Below are 20,398 nucleotides of genomic sequence, written 5' to 3'. Positions count from 1 at the left end.
CTCAGCGGCCGGCTTTCGTCCACCTAGCCGGTCGAGATGAGTCCGCTCGGATCCGAGGCCGGCTCGGGGGTCGGGCGGCCCGGTCGATGACCCCCGGAAGTCCCTCATCGTGGCGGCGTGCGTGATCGGTCGGCGGCGCCGGCAGATGTGCGGGGCGGGGCACGGCGGCAACCGGTCCCAGGTCGAGCCGGGCGTCCATATCCAGGCGGAAGGTGCCGTACGGGTTGACGTTCGACCAGAACAGCGCGGTCAGGCCGCGCCGGTCCTCGTCCGAAAGTCTCGATGCCCACGCTGGTTCGGCCAGCACCTGCTGGACCAGCAAGGTGTTGACGTGCACGAGCGCGGACTGGAGCAGGTGCAAGGCGAGCATCGTCGTCTCGGCGTGCTCCTTGTCCGGCCCGGTCAGGGCGCCGTCCTTGCCGTAGTGGACCACGGTGTTCGCGCTGTTCCAGTTCTCCACGACCTGGAGCCCGCCGTGGATCTCCCGGCGCAGGCCGGGGCTGGCCAGGTAGTCGCAGGCGAAGATCGTGCGCACGGCACGGCCGAGTTCTTCGAGCGCGGCGTAGGTGGGGTGTTTGGGGCCGCCGCGGGTGAAGCGCCGCAGTACCTGCTCCGCCTCGGCGGTGCCGAGCCGAAGCGCGGTGGCGTACTTGACCATCTGGTCGTACTGCTGCTCGATCAGCTCCCAGCGGATCGGCCTCGTCAGTGAGGCCCCGAGCGCGGGCCAGCCGGGCGGGGTGTCGTCCGGGCGGTACAGGCGGATGCTGCCGATGCTCTTCAGCCGCGGCAGCAGGCGGAAGTTCAGCAGCTCGGTGAAGGCGAACCCGACGACGCTCGCGCCGTGGGTGTCGACGTGGTTCGACTCGATCTCGGCGTCCGTGCAGTGCCGCAGCAGGCCCTCGATCATCGCCGCGACCTCGGACGACGAACAGCTCTTGAGCTGGGAGTAGATGCAGACGTTCTTCCGCTCGACGTGCCAGTAGATCATCACGCCGTTGCCGCCGTAACGGGCGTGGTACTCGGTCATGAAGTTCGAGGACCAGGAACCAAACTTCTTCGAGTCCGACGCGCACGCGGTGCCGCGGCCCCACCATGCGGTGTCGCGGGCGGCAAAGGTGGCGTTCACCAGCCTGGTGACGGCGGCCCGCAGGTTGTCGACAGTGATGAAGTGCCGACGCACGTGCCGCAGTGCTGCCTCGCTCTCGCCATGCTCGCCGGTCGCCACGATCGCCCGGATTCCCATGCTCGTGCCCAGCGCGAAGAGGGCCAGCAGCAGGCGGCGCTGGAGGACATCCCGCTCGATGCGCTCGTACGCGGCCACGGAGGAGAACTCCTCGGTGAAGCCGGTGAGGAAGTCGGCGTTCTTCAGCACGTCCAGGAGGTCCAGGACGCCCCAGCGGCGCGCGACCTCCTCCTTGAGGGCCGCCAGGCCGGTGGGCTCGGCCAGCGGATCCAGCTTCGGAACGGTGATCCACGGCTCGCCCTTGCGGGTGGTGACCTCCACCCCGCCTGCGCTGCCGTCCGCGAGCGCACCGGACAGATGGTCCAGGCCCGCGGTCATGCGCTTCTCCAGGTCCGCGATGAACGCCCGCGGGTTCAAGGGCTGGCGGATCGCGGCGTAGTGCACGGCGCGGGTGGCCTCGAAGTCGCCGGGCAGGTCGTCCTCCGGGTTGCGCCAGCGGGCGGCGCCCTCGACGTAGATCTCCCGGCGCCCTACGGCGTCCCGCAGCGCGACCAGGACGCACAGCTCGTAGGGGATGCGCTCGACCTTGTCCTTGTCGTCGACGACCGCCTCGCGCCAGTCCTTGCGCACCACGCCGTCCATTGGCACGTCGTCGCCGGCCTCGTAGAAGCGGGTCTTGCCGTCGACGTCGGCGTACTTCCTCAGCAGCTGCATCGCATCCATCACCGGCCGGTACGCGGTGTTGTTGCACTTGAAGCCCAGAGTGTTCAGCAGCGGCGGCGGCATCTGCCGGTAGTACGAGCTGTACGACGACCGCAGCGTGGTGCGCACCTTGGCCTTGAAGACCTTCTCGTTCGCCTTCGCCTCGGCCACCAGCTCGCGCAGCGTCTTCTCACCGACCACCGGGAACAGGGCCCGGCGTACGACCTCGTCGGGTTTGTCGACGGCGGCCGTCGCCAGCTTGAAGAGGATGCCCTCCTTGCCGCGGACCTTCTTCAGCTCGGCGGTGAGCTGCTTCTCCACCCGCCGCTCGGCGCGTGCGTCGATCTTGTGGACCAGAGCGACCAGCAGGTCGACCAGGGCGTCAGCGATCTCCGCCTGCCGGGACGAGTACAGCGCCGCGAGCAAGGTGATCCGTACGTCCTCCGACGTGTCACGGAAGTCCGAGGGGTACATCTTGATAGCCCGTGCCCGCCAGGCGGCCACCAGCTCGACCGGACAGACCTCCACGGCCAGCCCCCCGGCAAGCGCCTTCTCGTCCGCGACCGTCGAGGGCCGGAACCCCAGGGCCTCGCGGATCTGCTTGCGGTGGTACTCGGCAGTCCGGCCGACCAGCGCGTACTTCGCGAAGTCGGTGGCCGGGACCTTCACCAGATCGGCGACGTGCTCCACCGCGGCCGGCGGGACCTCTTCCAGCACATCGGGGAACCGGCCTTCCAGCTCGAAGAACTTCAGCAAGAGGCTGAAGCCGAGCCGGGCCGTCCCGCTCTTGTTCGCCACCAGGTCCCAGTCGCCGTCCACCAGCGTCCAGTTCGCCAAGAGTTCCTCTGGCGACCACTCTTGCCGCATGCCCGCCCCTTTGGCCTCGATCACTCGATCAGACCAACGGCGACGCCCAGGACCGGGAAGCAGAACTCATTCGGCTACCCGCGACCTACTTTGAGGCTGGTGCCTGAGCTAGGACTCCAGGGCCGAGTTCCAGTGCAGACCCGTTCGAGCAGGAACGGCGCCCAGGCCAGATCGAGAAAGTCCGCCGACGGGGATCACAGAGATGATCTCCATCCGGCGACGCGTCGGCTGACTGGCGCCTCGCACAAGGGGCGGTAGGGCGGGGCGCCAGGTGTGAGGGGACGGGCGACCTGTATCGGGTTCGCGTGCGTTCGGTGCGTGCGATCGGCGTGCGGCCGGGGCGCCCTCGTAGCGGAGCTACTGGGGCGTTTCGGCCGTGCGGCGAGCGTGCGTGCCGGGCGGGCCGGCCTGATCCGACGCGAATTGTCAGACAGGCCCTAGGGGTTTCGGGTCGACCCGCCGTTGGTGGGCCTGCGTCAGGAGGCGGTGCAGGTGGTGGGCGGGTAGGTGTGGATGGGCTTGACGCCGGTGCCGGTGGTGCCGTCACCGAAGTCCCACCGGTAGGTGAGGCCGCTGCCGGTGGAGAGGCCGGCGTCGAGGGTGCATGTCTTGCCGGTGTTGTCGCAGACGCCGGTGAAGGTGGCGTCGGGGCCGCCGGTGCCGCCCGCGGGGAAGAGGGTGGGGTCGTGGAGGTCCAGGAGCGGCTCCTTGGCGCCGTCGCCGGAGTTGTCGGTCCAGTTGGCGTTGCCGGCGTTGACGAGCTTGTCGCGTACGGCGAGGACTTCGGCCCGGTCCTTGGGCTTGTTGGTGCCGCGGGTGAGCCAGGCGGCGGCGCCGGCCACGTGCGGGGCGGCGTTCGGGTTGTCCCGAAGCGCGGCCACAGCCGCCGGCGTCAGCTCGGCGGAGAAGCCGCTGAGCGCCGAGCGGTACACCGACCCGAGCTCGACGCCCCGGCGGACCGGGTGACGGAGACCGGGTCCGTGGTGGCGTCGCTCTTCAGAACGACGACGTACCGGCCGCCTTCGCCGGCCTGCACCGCGCCGCTCCGGGCCGCGCCGCTTCGGGCCGCGCCGCTCCGGGCCGCGCCGCTTCGGGCCGCGCTGCTTCGGGCCGCTGCCGGAACCGTGCCCAGCGCAGCGGAGACTGCCAGCGTGAGGCCCGCGGATATCGCGAGCCGCTTCATGCTTCCTCCTGGTGGGGGTGGGGACGTCGGCCCAGACAGTAGGGGCGGCAGAAGCCCGGTGGTACACCGGAAATCCGACGCTGTCGCCATTCCGACAGCTTTGAGAGCCACGCCCCTTGAGGACCTGTCACCCCTGAAGACCTGGGGGTATCGCCGCTGTCCTCACCGACGCGGGCGAGCCTGCTGACCGACGGCCGGCACGGTGGATCCATGGTCGGGTGGAGTCGGCGAGGATCAGCACTTCGTGCCGCTGTCGGTGAGCGGGGAAATGAGCTGGCGTCCAGTGCAGACAGGTCCGTGCGCCAGCGCCGGTGACCGACGCCGGCATACAGCAGGATGAACTCGCCTTGGCAGAGCGGTAATTGCAGCCGATGGGCGAACGGATCGCCGACGAGCGGCGGAGGCCGGGTCGCCGGTCGTGCCCACGTGCACCGTCAGGATCAGCCTGCGCGTCGCGATGGCCCCGCGCGCGTGACCCGACGTCAGGCGGCCCGAGTCCGGTCCCGCGTTTCGGCGATCGCCGGGAACCCGGGCCCGCTTTGCCGGGCAGCCACGGTGTCAGGCCGTCCGGATCCGGTCCCGCACCTCCGGCCGCGCCTCGAACCCGGCCGCCTTGTACGTTGCGATGGCACCGACGTTGGAGCTCGGCGTGCAAACCCGCACGCTCGACGAGCCCATCTCTCGCAGCGCGGCTGCCCCGGCCACAGTGATGGCCCGGCCGTAGCCGCGACCACGGTGGTGTTGGTGTACGCCCATCGGCTCGACCAGCCCCGGCTTCCCCGGGCCGGCCGACCACACCGTCACCGCCGCCGCCACGTTGCCCTGGTCGTCATAGGCGCCCAGGCAGCGGGCGTCTCCGTAGAACGGTCCCGCCGACATCGCGTGCCAGTACTCGCGCGTGGGCCTTGAGGTGTTGAACGCCGACCGCAAGACGCCTGCGAAGTCCTCCGCCTGCTCCGGGCCGATCGTCCTGATCCGCACACCGGGTTCCTCCACCGGCTCCGCCAGGCCGCGGAAGAGCGGCGTCCATGGCGCGTCGACGCCCCAGCCCTCCTTGGTCAACAGGTCGTGAAGCAGCAGACCCAGCGGCGCCTCGATCGACACCGCTCCTTCCGGCAGCACGCCGCGTTCAGGCAGCGAGAAGTCCTCGACGAGCCGCCGCGCCAAGCCCTCGTCCCGGAAAGCGTCGGGAGCGACCGTCATCCGCACCACCGTCGGCGAGTCCAGCATCCCGACCGCGAGGATCCGTCCGTCCAGCCTCCAGGTCCGGACCGCCGCGGCCGTCTCGGCCGTCCCGAGCCGGTAGTTCCAGCCGATGTCCCCCGAATGCAATTGCATCGGCGATTGGTCGCACTGCCATTCCCGCAGTGCGGCGATGACCTCGCGTACCCCGTCCACCGCCGGTGTTCCCAGCACAATCGCCATAGCCGGGATCAGACACCCCGTCCCGAAGGCCCGCAACCGATTAACCGACCCAGTGGTGCGGCGCCCCAGGCCGCCCGCCGTCACGACGGCCGAAACCTGGTATGGACCTGACAAGCATGTCCGGTTAACGTGGCGCCGACGCTCGCTGAGAGCGCTCTCAAGGAAGGCTCACCCCCCACATCAGGAGGTCCCGTGAAACGCACCACCCCCCTGCGCGCCGCCATCGCCGCCCTGCTTCTGACGGTCGGCCTGGGCGCCGCCCAGGCCGGCGCGGCGGGCGCGGCCCCGCTTCCGGAGCCCGCCGCGGCGCCGTCCGCCTCGGCCGGACTGCTCGACGCCATGAGCCGGGACCTCGGCCTCACCGCCGCCGAGGCCGAGCAGCGGCTGAGCGCCGAGAAGGCCGCCGTCGCGGTGGAGAAGGCCGCCCGTCGGAGCGCGGGCGCCGCCTACGGCGGTTCGTGGTTCGACCCGGCGAACGGTCGGCTGGTCGTCGCCGTCACCGACCGTGCCGAGGAGGCGGAGGTCCGGGCCCTGGGCGCCGACACGCGGCTCGTCCGGCACAGCGCGGCCGCGCTGGACCGCGCCAAGGCCCGCCTGGACACGCTGCGCGCCCCCGCCGGCGTGGCCGGCTGGCACGTCGACCCGAGGACCAACAGCGTCGTGGTCGACGTCGTGCGCTCCGAGCGGCAGACCCCCGCCGTGCGGTCCTTCGTGGACAGGGCCCGGGCCGGCGGCCCCGTCACCGTCGCCGAGACGGCGCAGGCCCCCCGTACCTACGCGGCCGGTACGGTCGGCGGCGACCCGTACTACACGGGCAACGTCCGCTGCTCGATCGGCTTCTCCGTGTACGGGGGCTTCGTGACGGCCGGGCACTGCGGCCGGGCCGGCGCGGCGGTGCGCGGCTGGGACGGCTCCGCGATGGGCACCTTCCAGGGCTCGTCGTTCCCCGGCGACGACTACGCGTACGTCTCGATCCACAGCGGCTGGTGGACCGTGCCCGTGGTGCTCGGCTGGGGCACCATACCCGACCAGCTCGTCCGCGGTTCGGCCGAGGCGCCGGTGGGCTCCTCGATCTGCCGCTCCGGCTCGACCACGCACTGGCGCTGCGGCACGGTCCTGGCCAAGAACGAGACGGTCAACTACAGCCAGGGTGCCGTGTACCAGATGACCAAGACCAGCGTCTGCGCCGAGGGCGGCGACTCCGGCGGCTCGTTCCTCAGCGGCGACCAGGCCCAGGGCGTCACCTCCGGTGGCTGGGGCAACTGCTCCTCCGGCGGCGAGACGTGGTTCCAGCCGATCAACGAGATCCTCGGCCGGTACGGCCTGCGGCTGCACACCGCCTGAGCCCGCGACACCGAAGGGGTCCTTCCGGGCGCAAGCGCTCGGAAGGACCCGCGGTGATGCTCCCCGTCCGGCCCGCGCGGGCCGGACGGGGTTCCCGTCAGGGCGCCCAGAGCGCCTCGACCGACCAGCTGCTGTCGGCGCCGAGGGTCTGGGGACGGTCGAAGCCCCCGCTTCCGGCGCCCGAGGCGATGTGCACCGCGGACTCGAAGTGGCGCAGATAGGAGCCGGGGAAGTTCAGCGACTCGAACGAGGCGCCGCCGGCCGCGAGTCCAGTGCGGACGCACCAGGTGGCGTCGGCCGCGAACGGCCCGCCGGTGTCGCCGTCGAGGCGTACGCGGCCGCCGGAGTGGCGCAGATAGGAGCCGGGAATGTTCAGCGACCCGAAGGAGTGGCAGCGCGGGTCGGCGAGCCCGCTGACGGTGCGGAACGAGGCGTCCTGGCGGGCCCCGTCGGTGGAGGCCGCGGTCAGCACGTCGGTCCTGGCCAGGGAGTCGGCATGCCGGAGGTAGCGGTCGGTGTGGCCGGGGGTGGTGACCCGGAAGGAGCGGACGTGGCCCAGGCTGAGGCCCGGTGCGGCGTCGAGGTTGCGGGAGGCAGCGATGAGGGCGCCGTGGGCGGCCCGGAGACGTCCGGTCTCGACCTTCTGGACCCTGCGGTCGTAGCTGAACAGGCCGTTGCACTCGCCCTCGACGTCGGTGATCTCGGTGTAGACGTACGCGGACAGGCCCTTGGTGACCATGAGCTGCTGGGTGTCGCGGATCATGCCGGTGTACCGGTCGTCGAGCTGCGCGGCGCTGGACACCTGGTCGTAGGCGAAGAACCGCCCGTCGGGGCTGTACTCGTGGCCGGGTGTACGCAGTCCGATGCCGCCGAACTCCCCGAGCACGGAGACGCGGGTGGCGGAGGGCCTGGGCCCGTCGGGACCGGTGTGGACGTGCCAGTCGATGATGTCGCCGGTGCCCTGATCCCCCTTGGAGGCGCAGCAGTTGTAGCCGCTGTGCGGATTCATCAGCCGCCCGGGGTCGTAGTTCTCCAGATCGGTGGTGATGCGTCGGGTGTCGTCGAGGTTCCACTCCCCCCAGCCCTCGTTGAAGGGCACATAGGTGACGACGGCCGGCGAGAAGCGGTGTTCGTCGATGATCTCGCGGGCCTCGGTCTCGAACTCGGCGATCTGCGCCGGGGTGCGGTCGGCGTCGAAGGCGAGGGTGGACGGGATGTCCTGCCACACCAGCAGTCCGAGCCGGTCGGCGTGGTAGTACCAGCGCGCGGGCTCGACCTTGATGTGCTTGCGCACCATGTTGAAGCCGAGGTCCTTGTGCTTCTGTAGGTCGGAGGCGAGGGCCGCGTCGGTGGGCGCGGTGTAGAGGCCGTCGGGCCAGAAGCCCTGGTCGAGGGTGCCGATCTGGAAGACGAACTCGCCGTTCAGGGTGGGGCGCATGACGCCGTTGACGAGCTTCTTGCCGATCTCGCGCATGCCGAAGTAGCTGGTGACGGTGTCGACGGCGGCGCCCGAGGCGTTGCGCGGGGTGACCCTCAGGTCGTAGAGGAAGGGGTCGTCGGGGTACCAGCGCCGGGCGTTCGGCACGGGTACGGAGAACTCGGTGAAGCCTCCGGTGGCGGTGCCGACGGCCCGGGCGCCGTCGAGCGCCTCGGTCTGGACGCTGTGGCCGGTGACGTCGCCCCGTGTGAAGACCTTGACGCGTGCGGTGTTCGTCGCGAGGTCGGCCCGGATGTCGACCGAGTAGATCGACGACACGGGGGTGGGTTCCAGCCAGACGGTCTGCCAGATGCCCGAGGTGGGCGTGTAGAAGATGCCGCTGGGGTTGTTCGTCTGCTTGCCGACGGGCTGCTTCTCGCCGCGCCCGTCGGTGGGGTCGTAGACGCGCACGACCAGTTCGTTGGCTCCGGCGCGCAGCTGTGGGGTGATGTCGGCCTCGAAGCGGTCGTAGCCGCCGCGGTGGCCGGTGACGCGGGTGCCGTTGACCCAGACGATGGCCTCGTAGTCGACGGCGCCGAAGTGCAGTTGGACCCGGCGGCCGGACCAGTTCTGCGGCACGGTGAAGGTGCGGCGGTAGAACATGAGGTCCCGGTTGTCGTTGCGCATCATCCCGGAGAGCGCGGACTCCACCGGGTACGGGACGAGGATGCGCTCGGGCAGGGTCTGGCCGAGCGGGGGCGCGGCGTTGCGGTCGACGTTGCCGGCGCCGTCGACGGGCGGGTTGAGGAACTCCCACTCCCCGTTCAGGGACAGCCAGTCGGGCCGCGTCATCTGGGGACGCGGGTAGTCGGGCGGCGGGTTCGTGGTGGACACCTGGGAGGTCCACGGGGTGGTCAGGGGCGGCGTCTTCGGGACGACGGCGGAGGCGGCGGTGGAGCCGGTGAAGACAAGTCCTCCGGCCATCGCCAACAGGGCCGCCAGGCAGGCGACGATGCGTCGCAACGAACTCCTCCTGGGCAGGACGGCGCCCGGACTCGCCGGCACGCCGGCCGTGGGGCCGGTCGAAGTCCGTTGATTCCATGCGGAGTTGGCGATCGGCTCGTGCAGCGGGCAGGCGCCCCGCTCCTCGGATGGGCCGAGGCGCCAGGGAACCCAACACGGAACAGTTCTCAACGGAATCACCCGCAGAAAACCATGAAATCAAACAACTACCGCCGCGCGAAGCACCTGGTCCCGCACCGATACATTGGCACGCACATATCGTCACGCGATGCCGCGGCACGGGCTTACATCGCTGTACACCGCGCCGAGCCGCTCAGGGAGTACCCGTGCAGCACGCACCCCGCTCGAGGGACTCAGGGATCCACCCGGCTCGACAGGAACGACCGCCCTTCACTCAACACGTCCACAGCCCACTCCGCGGGGCGGACACCTCGGGTCGGACCGTACGACCGACCGCCCAAGAGGCCCCAATCCCATCTCCCGCGCTCCCTCAAGCCAGCCTTAAGGGAGCGTTAAGTTGCAGGTCTCCGGAGAAAACCGCAGTTCAGAGGCGCGTAAGGAGTGAACCCTGACGTTGCCATGACAGTTACCCCTCCGTAATACTCACTGCCCACGGGTGACATCTCGTCACGATTGAGAGCGCTCTCAGGTGACGCCCGCACGGTTCGCCCTGCCCTGTCACCCTCGTTCCCCATCCCCCAGACAAGGGAGCACGCCCATGGCTGCTCATCGCGCACGACGCCGGTCCTTCGGCGGAGCGGTACTCGTCGTCACCGCCGCCCTCGTCGCGGCGGTCCTCATGTCCTTCAGCGGCTCGGTCGCCCCACGGGCCGGTGCCGCGGTCGCCGCGCAGACCTGGTCCGACGAGTTCGACGGCGCGGCGGGCCGCGCGCCCGACGCCGCCAAGTGGACACTGGAGACCGGCGGTTCGGGCTTCGGCAACCACGAACTGCAGTACTACACCAACAGCACCTCGAACGCCGCGCTCGACGGCCAGGGCCACCTGGTCATCACGGCGAGGAAGAACACCGACGCCGGCCTCGGCTGCTGGTACGGGCAGTGTCAGTACACCTCGGCCCGGCTGAACACCGCCCGGACCTTCACCCAGGCGTACGGCCGCTTCGAGGCCCGTATCAAGATCCCGCGCGGCCAGGGCATCTGGCCGGCGTTCTGGATGCTCGGCAACGACCTCGGCACCGTGGGCTGGCCCAACAGCGGCGAGATCGACATCATGGAGAACATCGGCCGCGAGCCCAACACCGTGCACGGCACGGTGCACGGCCCCGGCTACTCGGGAGCGGGCGGCCTCGGCTCCGCGTACAGCCTGCCCGGCGGCCGCGCCTTCGCCGACGACTTCCACGTGTTCGCCGTCGACTGGAGCCCCGACTCCATCGTCTGGTCGGTGGACGGCACCGCGTACAAGACCCTCACCCCGGCCGACACCGGCGGCAACAAGTGGGTCTTCGACCACCCGTTCTTCATCATCCTCAACCTCGCGGTCGGCGGCGACTGGCCCGGCAGCCCGGACGGCTCCACGGCCTTCCCGCAGACGATGACCGTCGACTACGTCCGCGCCTCCTCCTCCGGGAGCGCCCCCGCCGCACGCCCGATCCGCGGCATCGGCGGCATGTGCGTCGACGTCGCCGGCGCCTCCAGTGCCGACGGCACCCCCATCCAGCTGCACAACTGCACGGGCAACGCGGCCCAGCAGTGGACCATCGGCGGCGACGGCACCGTCCGCGCCCTCGGCAAGTGCCTGGACGTGGCCGGCGGCTCCACCGCGGACGGCGCGGTCGTCCAGCTCTACACCTGCAACGGCACCAACGCCCAGAAGTGGACGTACACCGCGGCCCACGACCTCACCAACATCGGCGCGAACAAGTGCCTGGACGCCAAGGGCAACTCCTCGGCAGACGGAACCCGGCTCCAGACCTGGACCTGCACCGGCGCCCCCAACCAGAAGTGGACGGTCGGCTGACCGCCCCACACCACCGCACGAGCCTCTCCTCCGGGCCTCCCCCGTCCCCTCCCCTCCTGAATCCCCGCATCCGATCGCTCCCCACCCGACCTCACGAAGAACGGACCCCCACCGTGACGGCACGCCACCAGCGAACGATGTCCCGCAGAAAACTCCTCGCCGCGACCGCGGGCCTGGCCGTGGCGGTCCCCGCCGTGGCCACCTGGCTCGAGGCCGGCGCCAACGCGGCCACCACGCCGACACTCCCCCTCGACCTGGTCAACACCACCGGCAACAACACGGTGTACGCCTACGTGCTCGGCCGCGACCCGGCAGCCGGCGGCAACTGGGCCTTCATCCAGGCCAACGGCTCCACCCTGTACCACCCTCCGGCCCCGGCCAACGACCAGACCCCGCTCGGGGCCGACTGCGCCATCGCGCTCAACGCGTCCGGCGCCGGGGCACGCAGGGTGACGCTCCCGCGGCTGTACAGCGGCCGCATCTACTTCTCCGTCGGCGCGAAGCTCACCTTCCTGATGAACCGCGGCGGCGGGCTGGCCCTGCCGTCGGTGAGCAACCCCACCGACCCCAACGCGAACGTCCACCACGACTTCTGCGAATTCACCTTCAACGCCGATCAGTTGTACGCGAACATCACGTTCGTCGACATGGTCTCGCTGCCGATCGCCTTCCAGCTGGAGACCGGCCAGGGCACCCAGACGGTGCGCGGGCTGCCCTCCGACGGGCTGTCCCGGGTCGCCGCGGCCCTGCGCGCCCAGTCCGCCGCCGACGGCAGCGACTGGAGCAGGCTCATCGTCACCAAGGGCGGGGGCGACCTGCGCGTACTCAGCCCCAACCTGGCGATCCGCGGCAACAACGCCCTGTTCAGCGGCTACTTCGACAGCTACGTCGACGAGGTGTGGAACAAGTACCGCTCCACCGACCTGCGCATCGACACCCAGTTCACCTGGGGAACCCTCACCGGCCGGGTCAACGGCGACACCCTCGCGTTCCCCGGGGCCGGCAGCTTCGCCAAGCCGTCGACCCTGTCGATCTTCTCCTGCAGCGACGCGCCCTTCACCACGGGCAACGACCTGATGGGCAACCTCAGCGCACGGCTCGCCGCCGCGTTCAACCGCACCACCCTGCTGGACAACCCCCACCAGCCGACCGCCGAGAACCCGGCCGCCTTCTACACCCGGCCGCGCACCAACCACTACGCCCGCATCCTGCACGCCACGACCCCCGACCACCTCGGGTACGCCTTCCCGTACGACGACGTGCACCCGGCCGGCGTCGACTTCGAGGGCAAGGTGCAGTCCGGCAGCCCCGGCCTCTGGACCATCACCGTCGGCGGAACGGCCGGCGGAGGCGGTACGCCGAGCCCGACGCCGACCGCCACCGCCACGGGCGGCGGGGTCAGCGCCTTCGCCACCATCCAGGCCGAAGCGTTCAACGCCCAGTCGGGAGCCCAGGTCGAAGCGTGCTCCGACAGCGGCGGCGGCTCCGACGTCGGCCACCTGTCCAACGGCGACTGGCTCAAGTTCTCGTCCGTCGCCTTCGGCGCCACCGGCGCCACCCGCTTCAACGCCCGCGTCGCGTCCGGGGCCGCCGCCGGCGTCAGCGGTCTGGTCCAGGTCCGCCTCGGCAGTCCCACGGCAACCCCGGTCGGCAGCTTCGCCGTCGCCAACACCGGCGGCTGGCAGGCCTGGCGCACCGTACCCGCCGACATCGGCCGCACCACCGGCACCCACGACGTCTACCTGACCTTCGACAGCGGCCAGCCCGCCGACTTCGTCAACGTCAACTGGTTCACCTTCGCCTGAGGGGTGTCCGGGCCGGGGCCTGCGGACGCGCGGGTCCCGGCCGCGTGCCAGTACCTGGTTTCACCATCGCTCTGACGTCGAGCGGTCCCAGCGTCGTCCGCCGCAGGTCGGCGAAGCCGAAGCGGCGATAGAGAGGTACGTTCGCGGGGTCGGCCGTCGTCAGGAAGAAGCCCGCTTGGGCGGGGGTGGCCGCCAGCACGTGGTCCAGGAGGTACCGTCCGGCGCCGCGGCCCGCGGTGTCGGGCCGTACACCGATGAATTCCAGAGTCCACGCGCCGACCGGGGCGGCGGTTTCGACGTGGCGCATGTAGCGCAACGTCCTGACCAGGGCACGGGGCCCGCACCGGATCGCGGTCCGTGCCGCCCAGGCGGCACGCTCCACTGCCCTGGGTGCCGCGCCCGGCGGCGTGAGAATCGCCGAGGCGACCAGCTGCCCATCAGGGGTCGCGAGTCCGTAACGCAGAGAGCCGGGAAGGGTGGCGTGGGCCCGCACAGTCGCCTCGAACCAGGCCGTCCGTACGGGGTGCGAGTCCCGGCAGATCCATGAGACGGCCGGCTCCCGGGAGAAGGCAGCCGCCAGCGTGCGGGCGCAGGCGACGGGCTCCGGATTCGCAAGGATCTTCCAGGGCGGCGTGGACTCAGTCACGGCGCCTCCGCTCCAGCGGCGCCTCGGGGACGAGGTGGCAGACGAGCAGCTTCAGGAAGAACAGCGGCGCGAACCACGCGAGGGCGGCGGGCACTTCGAGCCAGAACAGATTGATCAGGATGGCGACCATCAGGACGCACATCGAGACGGGGCGCTTGAGGTGCAGTGGCGTGAACTCCACGGCGGCCGCCCCGGCGAGCAGGAGGGCGCCGTTGCCCAGTGTCCAACGCCAGTCGCCCGAGAGTACGACCAGCCCCATGGCCACGAGGTGGAGCAGGTGCGCGGAGACGAACAGCAGCCGTGCGCGCCTCGCTTCCGGGGCCGGACGGTGGTACCAGCGTTTCGCCGAGTTGGTCGCGTTGGTGAGCACTCCGCCGATGAGATCCAGTCCCACCAGTGTCACCAGCACGAACTGGGCAGCCGCCCACCCGTGCCGGACGTCCGAGGCCCACACCCCTGCCGCCAGGAGCACGCCGCAGACGACGAGGCCCGCCGTCTCCACCGTCGACTCGGAACGCGACTTCCCCGGGCCCATGAACCGCTGCACGCGGCCCGCGAGCCCAGGCGGAGTCTCGGGTATCTCCCAGTCGGTCTCAAGGTCGGTGCGCATCGGATTTCCCCTCGTCGAAGAACGACCCGGTCTCGCTCCACAAACCGCGCAGCAGACCCCACAGCTGTGCGCTCTCATCGCCGTCCACCCTCCCCTCGGACACAGGCGACGCCTTCATGCGGGCGAGAGCCCAGGCGTCAGCGGCCCTGACGACCGCCGCGGTCACCGTCACCAGGAGTCCGTGGTCCACGTCGGTGCGGATCACTCCCAGCGCCTGCCCGTTCGAGACCAGTGCGTCGAACCACGCCAGCCACGGCCCGTCCCCTTCACGCACCTGTCCGATGGCCGGATCGGCGAGGGCCAGATCGTCGGGGTGGTCCCGCAGGTGCGCCGCGAGCGCGCCGGCGCCGGCGCCGAGCCGGTCCCAGAACTCCGGCTCGTCGCGTGCTGCGATCCACGGTCCGAGAGCCCCGAGCAGCCGCCCCAGCACACCGTCGAGCACGGCTGCGAGCAGGTCCTCCCGACCGTCGAAGTAGTGGTAGGCGGCGGTCTTCGAGAACCCTGCGGCCTCGATGATCTTGTTGTAGGAGGCGGCCTCGGTGCCGTGGTCGGCGAAGTGGCGGCGCGCCACGGTCAGGATCGACTCCTGGCGTTCAGCGGGAAGGCGGTCGAAGCGCGGAAGAGGCATGAATCGATAGTACGCACTGATGGTGTGCACCACCAGTACACCCCATCGGTTTCATGGGCTCTGCCGCGGCGACCGGCGCGGCACGGGGAACGCGGGTGGCGGTCTGGTCGTCGATCAGCCGACGGAGGTTCGCGGGGCAGCCGAGGGGCGGCTGGCCGACGAGCGCGGCGAAGCGCCTGGCGAAGGGTGCCCGGGAGAGGCCGGCTTCTGCGGCGAGTTTCGCCACGGTCCAAGGTGCCGGCGGGTCTTGATGGACGGCGTGGAGGGCTGCGGTGACCGGGGGGTCGTTCAGGGCGGCGGCACGTCCTGTGGTGTCTTCCCGGTCGCGCTGTCGGCGGAACCAGATGCGCAGGATGTAGAGCAGCAGGGTGTCCAGGAGCGCCGGGACGGCCGCGTCCGTGTCCAGGTGCGGTGTCTCCGACTCGGCAGCCAGGAGTGTCATGGCCGGGCACAACTCCGGGTGACGGTCCGGGTCGGCCGGCAAGTGGATCAGATCAGGGAGGCCCAGCAGGATCGGGTGAGCACGGGCCGGGTCGAGTTCGTAGGCCCCGCAGAGCACCACGGTCACCGGACCGCCGTCTCCGCTCCGGTCGACGCCGGCCGAGATCCAGGCGTCGTACAGCTCGTGGTCGTCGGGGTCGCAGGCAGCTGGAGCCGCCAGGGATTCAGGGCTGTCGGCCAGGGTGTGCCGCTGCCGTGAGCAAGGAACACCACGTCACCCTGGCCCGACCGGACCGGTTCCCGAAGTGATCATCCGTTTCGCCGCGACCTCGTTCCATCCCGCCGAGGCCGTTCTCCGCGCCGGAATGCTGCAGGCGTTCCTTCCCGTGGACCTGCCGTACGCGCTCGGCTGGGACGTCGCGGGCACCGTGGCCGCGATCGGCGAGGGAGTGCGAGGCTTCGCCGTCGGCGACCGGGTCATCGGCGTCTCGACGGAGGGGGTGCGGCTGCCGAGTACGTCCGGGCGGGAGGGTCATCTCGATCGCCACCCCCATCGAGACGTCTGCGGACACCGGGGTGAGCGCGATGCACATGGTCGCCCGCAACGATGTCAGGCACCTTGCGGCGCTGGTGGAACTCGTCGACGCGACCAAGCTCGGCATCGACGTCAGCGCGTCACGGCCGCTGGCCGACCTCGCCGACGTCCACCACCTCAGCGAAACAGGCCGGATCCGCGGCAAGGTCGTCATCATTCCCTGAACCCTGCCGGCCGGACCTTGGTACCGGAATCCGAGCCCTCGGGACCATTCCGTCTCACCGGCCGGGCACTTGGACGAGTACGCCGACGCACGGGGAGTGAGAGCATCCGGCCACGGCATGACCGGGCACGCCACCCGGTCGGCGCTCGCTTCGGCAGCTAGGCTCGGTATCCAGTGGGGCCGTGCCCGTGCGCCGGCGGAAGGGCTATGCCATGGAGTCGCACGAGAAGGCGTTGTCGAACCTGGTTGCCGATTCACACACAGTGGCGGGCCGGGAACTCGCCGGGCTCGTGTTCCGGGCAGGTCGGCGCATGGGCCTGGACGGCACCTGCATGTACGTGACCGACCTGCAGCAGAGCTGCCTGGTGGCGTTGCCACAGCCCGTGGCGGCCGAGGCACGGATGCTGGACATCGACAGCTCGCTGGCGGGCCTGGCGTACCGCACGGAGCGCACACAGCGTTCGCGGGACGGCGGCACCGTCTGGGTGCCGATGATCGACGGAATCGAACGCCTCGGCGTACTGAAGGCCACCGCACCGGATCTCGACGAGGACCTGATCAGGTGGTGCGAGGCACTGGCAAGTGTGGCCGCTCTGCTGCTGGTGTCGAAGTCGTCGCACAACGACCTGCTGATCGAAGCGGGGCGGCGCCGGAAGATGACCGTGCAGGGCGAGCTGGTGTGGGCGTTCCTGCCCCCGCGCACGATCGGAACCGCGCGCGTGACGTCGTCCGCAGTGCTCGAGCCCGCGTACGACATCGGCGGCGACGCCTTCGACCACAGCCTCACCCAAGACACGCTGCACCTGACACTGCTGGACTCCATGGGGCACGACCTCGCATCCGGTGGAGCGAGCGCCGCCGGTCTCGCCGCCTGCCGAGCCACACGCCGCTCCGGCGGCACCCTCGCCGACATCATCCCGGCGATCGACACCGTCCTCAACGAGTGGTTCACCGACCGGCTCATGACGGCGGTCATCGCCAACCTGAACGTCCTCGACGGCACGTTCACCTGGGTCAACTGCGCCCACCCGCCGCCGCTGCTGATCCGCGACGGCCAGGTACTGCCGCGCATGCTCGAACGGGAGCCCGACCTCCCCCTCGGGTGGGCCTTCCACACCTCCTCCCCGCCGACAGTGCACCGGACACGTCTGCAGCCCGGCGACCGGGTCCTGCTCTACAGCGACGGCGTCACCGAGGCCCGCTCCACGCAGGGGGACCTCTTCGGCGAGGAACGACTCGCCGACATCGTGATCCGCGCCATGGCCGCGGGCCATCCCGCCCCGGAAGCCCTGCGCCGCCTGCTACAGGACCTCCTGAACCATCAGGACCACCGCCTCCGGGACGACGCCACCATCGTGCTGGCCGAGTGGCACCCCGGCTCCGACAGACCGTGACGTGTGAGACCAGGACCTCTCCCGGTCCCCACGCCTCGCGAGCGATCGTCCGGACACAGCCCGGCCGGACCGCTTCCGCTGAATCCGGCAAACCACCCGACACAGCCACCCCACCACGTCCTCGCACGAGGCGAGGAATGTTCAGTGGTGCGGGGCGCGCTGGACGTCCAGAACCATGGTGTCCGAGTTGCCGTTGCGTCCGACCCGAGTGAAGCCGAGGGCGGTGTAGAGGTGCACAGCCCGGTTGCCGTCCTCGACGCTCAGGCTGAGCCGAGCGACCGAAGCCGGTCCCTCCACGGCGGCCTGGATCAGCGCCTCCATCAGGGCCCGGCCGTGCCCCCGCCCGCGGTGTTCGGGCAACACGCCCAGGGTCAGCTCGGGAACGTCCGGAGCGACGAAGCCGTATCCGGGCTCACTTCCGGAGAAACGCCGCGCCCAGACCGCACCGACCGGTTCACCGGCGTCAGTCTCTGCGATGACCCCGAAATCGCCCCTGCAAGGCCAGCCGACGAGGTAGCGCGCGGCGCACGGGTCAGCGGCGAGCTGCTCAGCGGTGAACCGCTGCTCGCCGTTCCAGTCGTACGCCTCAAGCAGGACGCGCCAGAGGAAGTCGGCGTCGCGGGCGACCGCGGGGCGGACAGACATCAACGGCCTTCCGGGCGGGAGCAGTGGGGGCCGAGGATAGGACGCCATCCGCGGATCGGCAAAGAGTTGTGCCGCCTGCGACACGGTCATGTTCAGCATGGCTGGTGAACTGCCGCCGATAGAGGCCCTGCGGAGCTGCGCACGGTCGGAACAATGCCTCTTCATCAGTTACGCAGCGGACGGCGCCATGGTGGTGGCGGGATCGCGCTCCGGACAGATACCGGCCGGTCCGCGACCCCGTGTCGGCTCGTAACCGTCAGTCGGCCGGCAGGACTTCCAGGCCGAGCGCCTTGAGTTGCTCGACGACTGCGTCGTGAGGGTCGGCGTCGGTGATCAGGCCGCTGACTTTCTCCCAGGGCAGGACGCGGAACGGTGAAGCGGTGCCGATCTTCTCGGAGGAGGCGAGGATGTAGGTGTCCGCGGCACGTGCGGCCAGGGCGCGCTTCATCGCGGCCTCCTCCGCGTCTGCGGTGGTCAGTCCCGCTTCGGGGTGCACGCCGGTGACGCCGAGCAGGCAGAGGTCGGCGGAGATGTTCTGCGCGGCCTCGACCGCGGCGGCACCGCAGGCGACCGCCGAGTGCTTGAAGATCCGGCCTCCGAGCAGGAAGAGCTCCGCGTGCGGATGGTCGAGCAGGGCCGCGGCGATCGTCGGGCTGTGAGTGATCACGGTGCAGGCCAGGTCCTGCGGGAGTGCGTGGGCGACGGCGAGGGCGGTGGTGCCGCCGTCGAGGATCAGCGTGCCGCCCGGCCGTACCAGTGCGGCGGCCACAGAGGCGACCTTCCGCTTGCCGTCCGGGGCCACGCTCTGCCGGGCGGCGTAGTCCACCACCGCCGGCGAGACGGGCAACGCGCCGCCGTAGACCCGCTGGCAGAGTCCTTCGGCGGCAAGATCGCGCAGGTCGCGTCGCACGCTGTCCTCGGAGATTCCCAGGTCGGCGGCGACGTCCTTGGCGACGATCTTGCCCTCGCGGGCCAGCAGACCGAGCAGGTGGTCACGCCGTTCAGCAGCCAGCATCCGCATTCTCTCCTGTTCTTGCACGTTTCTGCATGTATCGTAGCGCACATGCCCGACAAGCCCATGCTCATCCTCATCGCCGGCCCCTATCGCTCCGGCACCGACGGCGACGCGCAGGCCATGGCAGCCAACCTCGCCCGCCTCGAAGCCGCCGCCTGGCCCGTCTTCGCCACCGGTCACCTGCCCGTGATCGGGGAGTGGATCGCCCTGCCCGTCCTGCGCTCAGCCGGCGCGGGCCCCGCCGACCCCCTCGCCGACCAGGTCCTCTACCCGACCGCCGACCGATTGCTCGCGCACTGCGACGCTGTACTGCGCCTGCCCGGCGACTCCGCCGGAGCCGACCAGGACGTCGCCACCGCCCGCCGCCTCGGCCTGCCCGTCTACCACGACGTGGCCGAGATCCCCCGCCGCACCCCGCGGGAGACCGCGTGACCATCCGCCCGGGCACCGACACCCCCGACCACCGCGGCCGCACCGGCCTCGACCAGGCCGGACGCGGGCTGGACCGCAACCCCGACATCCAGGTCCGCGACGTCGAGCTCACTTCCCAGGGCTGGCACGTCCTGCGGCGCACCACCTTCGACTACCGCCGCCGCGACGGACGTTGGGAGACCCAGCAGCGCGAGACCTACGACCGCGGCAACGGTGCCGTCGTGCTGCCCTACGACACCGAACGCGGCTGCGTCCTTCTCACCCGCCAGTTCCGCTACCCGGCCTACGTCAACGACCACCCCGACGGCATGCTCGTCGAAGCCGCCGCAGGCCTGCTCGACGCGGACGACCCGCCCTCCGCCATCCGACGCGAGAGCGCCGAAGAGCTCGGCGTCACCCTGGGCCCGCTCACCCATGTCCTCGACGCCTACATGAGCCCCGGCTCCGTCACCGAACGCCTCCACTTCTTCGCCGCCCCCTACACACCGGCCGACCGGACCGGGACCGGCGGCGGACTCGAGGAGGACGGGGAGGACATCGAGGTCCTCGAACTGCCCTTCGCCCAGGCCCTCGCCATGACCCGCGACGGACGCGTCATCGACGGGAAGACCATCCTCCTCCTGCAATGGGCGGCCTTGGACGGGCCCTTCGCCCCATCGAGCGGCCGCTGACAACGTCCCCACCCGCGGTGATGCCCCGGCCGGCCCGCAGTGCCGCGTTGATCAGCCGACCGCCGGGGCAGAGGCCCGTCATGCCGCATCACTGACCCCCTCTCGCTCGACCAGGACGCCGTTCTCGAACCGGCACCGGATCGGACCAGGGCGGCGGCCAGGAGACCCGACAGCGCTCACCACACACCACAGCGACCCAAGCGTGTCGCTGATACAAGACCATCCCGCACG

17 protein-coding genes and 1 pseudogene are annotated in these 20,398 nt (G+C 70.7%); 8 read left to right on the top strand and 10 right to left on the bottom strand.

The features are described from left to right. Position 1: 1 nt before the first annotated feature. From OO54_RS36010 to OO54_RS36000, 3 genes are all read right to left on the bottom strand, one after another. Entirely contained in the window at positions 2-2,722 is a 2,721-nt protein-coding gene (locus OO54_RS36010; RefSeq protein WP_234439643.1) for a Tn3 family transposase, read from the bottom strand. 506 nt (positions 2,723-3,228) lie between these two features. Further along, positions 3,229-3,684, bottom strand: coding sequence for a PKD domain-containing protein (locus OO54_RS45420; RefSeq protein ID WP_033211137.1), 456 nt, complete (start codon positions 3,682-3,684; stop codon positions 3,229-3,231). A gap of 809 nt (positions 3,685-4,493) precedes the next feature. Further along, positions 4,494-5,360 carry a GNAT family N-acetyltransferase gene (locus tag OO54_RS36000; protein WP_033211162.1) on the bottom strand — a complete coding sequence of 289 codons (867 nt, stop codon included), beginning with the start codon at positions 5,358-5,360 and terminating at the stop codon, positions 4,494-4,496. Between the two features lie 192 nt (positions 5,361-5,552). Between OO54_RS36000 and OO54_RS35995 the strand changes: the two genes are divergently transcribed. Continuing rightward, on the top strand, positions 5,553-6,704 hold the full coding sequence (locus OO54_RS35995) for a S1 family peptidase (protein WP_033211135.1): 1,152 nt from the start codon (positions 5,553-5,555) through the stop codon (positions 6,702-6,704). Positions 6,705-6,801: 97 nt separating this feature from the next. On the opposite strand, the gene OO54_RS35990 is transcribed toward OO54_RS35995, so the two are convergent. Next, a complete protein-coding gene (locus OO54_RS35990) occupies positions 6,802-9,105 on the bottom strand; it encodes an AbfB domain-containing protein (protein WP_106970171.1) in 2,304 nt (767 codons plus the stop codon). A 757-nt stretch (positions 9,106-9,862) separates the two neighbouring features. On the opposite strand from OO54_RS35990, the gene OO54_RS35985 reads away from it, so the two are divergent. Both OO54_RS35985 and OO54_RS35980 read left to right on the top strand, forming a co-directional pair. Beyond that, positions 9,863-11,122, top strand: coding sequence for a glycoside hydrolase family 16 protein (locus OO54_RS35985; protein ID WP_033211134.1), 1,260 nt, complete (start codon positions 9,863-9,865; stop codon positions 11,120-11,122). 137 nt (positions 11,123-11,259) lie between these two features. Further along, positions 11,260-12,927 carry a glycoside hydrolase family 64 protein gene (locus OO54_RS35980; protein ID WP_033211132.1) on the top strand — a complete coding sequence of 556 codons (1,668 nt, stop codon included), beginning with the start codon at positions 11,260-11,262 and terminating at the stop codon, positions 12,925-12,927. Here OO54_RS35980 and OO54_RS46130 read toward each other — a convergent pair. The 4 genes from OO54_RS46130 to OO54_RS44385 are packed head-to-tail and all read right to left on the bottom strand — an operon-like array spanning position 12,914 to position 15,472. Continuing rightward, the gene (locus OO54_RS46130; protein ID WP_157856576.1) at positions 12,914-13,573 is read right to left on the bottom strand and encodes a GNAT family N-acetyltransferase; all 660 of its coding nucleotides are present in this window, start codon (positions 13,571-13,573) and stop codon (positions 12,914-12,916) included. The two genes, OO54_RS35980 and OO54_RS46130, sit on opposite strands and share 14 nt — an antisense overlap. Beyond that, positions 13,566-14,183 (bottom strand): hypothetical protein, encoded by a 618-nt coding sequence (locus tag OO54_RS35970; RefSeq protein ID WP_033211131.1) that lies wholly within the window; start codon positions 14,181-14,183, stop codon positions 13,566-13,568. Before OO54_RS35970 ends, OO54_RS46130 begins: the two co-directional genes overlap by 8 nt. Beyond that, positions 14,167-14,844, bottom strand: coding sequence for a TetR/AcrR family transcriptional regulator (locus tag OO54_RS35965; RefSeq protein WP_234439642.1), 678 nt, complete (start codon positions 14,842-14,844; stop codon positions 14,167-14,169). The genes OO54_RS35970 and OO54_RS35965 overlap by 17 nt, the downstream gene beginning before the upstream one ends. Further along, complete coding sequence (locus tag OO54_RS44385) at positions 14,777-15,472, bottom strand: cupin domain-containing protein (protein WP_234439647.1); 696 nt, start codon at positions 15,470-15,472, stop codon at positions 14,777-14,779. The genes OO54_RS35965 and OO54_RS44385 overlap by 68 nt, the downstream gene beginning before the upstream one ends. 22 nt (positions 15,473-15,494) lie before the next feature. On the opposite strand from OO54_RS44385, the pseudogene OO54_RS47875 reads away from it, so the two are divergent. The 3 genes and pseudogenes from OO54_RS47875 to OO54_RS35955 all read left to right on the top strand — a co-directional run. Beyond that, positions 15,495-15,677 (top strand): annotated as a pseudogene (locus tag OO54_RS47875) (NADP-dependent oxidoreductase); the annotation flags it as partial. After that, the gene (locus tag OO54_RS49065) at positions 15,589-16,011 is read left to right on the top strand and encodes a zinc-binding dehydrogenase (protein ID WP_324611708.1); all 423 of its coding nucleotides are present in this window, start codon (positions 15,589-15,591) and stop codon (positions 16,009-16,011) included. The pseudogene OO54_RS47875 and the gene OO54_RS49065, both read left to right, overlap by 89 nt. Before the next feature lie 211 nt (positions 16,012-16,222). Next, positions 16,223-17,404, top strand: a complete 1,182-nt coding sequence (locus OO54_RS35955) for a PP2C family protein-serine/threonine phosphatase (protein WP_033211126.1) — start codon at positions 16,223-16,225, stop codon at positions 17,402-17,404. 141 nt (positions 17,405-17,545) lie between these two features. On the opposite strand, the gene OO54_RS35950 is transcribed toward OO54_RS35955, so the two are convergent. After that, positions 17,546-18,049: a GNAT family N-acetyltransferase gene (locus OO54_RS35950; protein ID WP_033211124.1), complete on the bottom strand. Its 504-nt coding sequence runs from the start codon at positions 18,047-18,049 to the stop codon at positions 17,546-17,548. 256 nt (positions 18,050-18,305) lie between these two features. Beyond that, a complete protein-coding gene (locus OO54_RS35945) occupies positions 18,306-19,064 on the bottom strand; it encodes a DeoR/GlpR family DNA-binding transcription regulator (RefSeq protein ID WP_200146795.1) in 759 nt (252 codons plus the stop codon). A 48-nt stretch (positions 19,065-19,112) separates the two neighbouring features. Between OO54_RS35945 and OO54_RS35940 the strand changes: the two genes are divergently transcribed. Both OO54_RS35940 and OO54_RS35935 read left to right on the top strand, forming a co-directional pair. After that, a complete protein-coding gene (locus OO54_RS35940; protein ID WP_033211121.1) occupies positions 19,113-19,496 on the top strand; it encodes an NUDIX hydrolase in 384 nt (127 codons plus the stop codon). Beyond that, entirely contained in the window at positions 19,493-20,167 is a 675-nt protein-coding gene (locus OO54_RS35935) for an NUDIX domain-containing protein (protein WP_033211119.1), read from the top strand. Before OO54_RS35940 ends, OO54_RS35935 begins: the two co-directional genes overlap by 4 nt. The last annotated feature ends 231 nt before the right edge of the window (positions 20,168-20,398 follow it).

The sequence above is a fragment of the Streptomyces wedmorensis genome, from assembly GCF_000716445.1.
Lineage (GTDB): Bacteria > Actinomycetota > Actinomycetes > Streptomycetales > Streptomycetaceae > Streptomyces > Streptomyces wedmorensis.
Note: the sequence above shows the minus strand (reverse complement) of the source record. Positions and strands in the feature narration are given on the sequence as shown.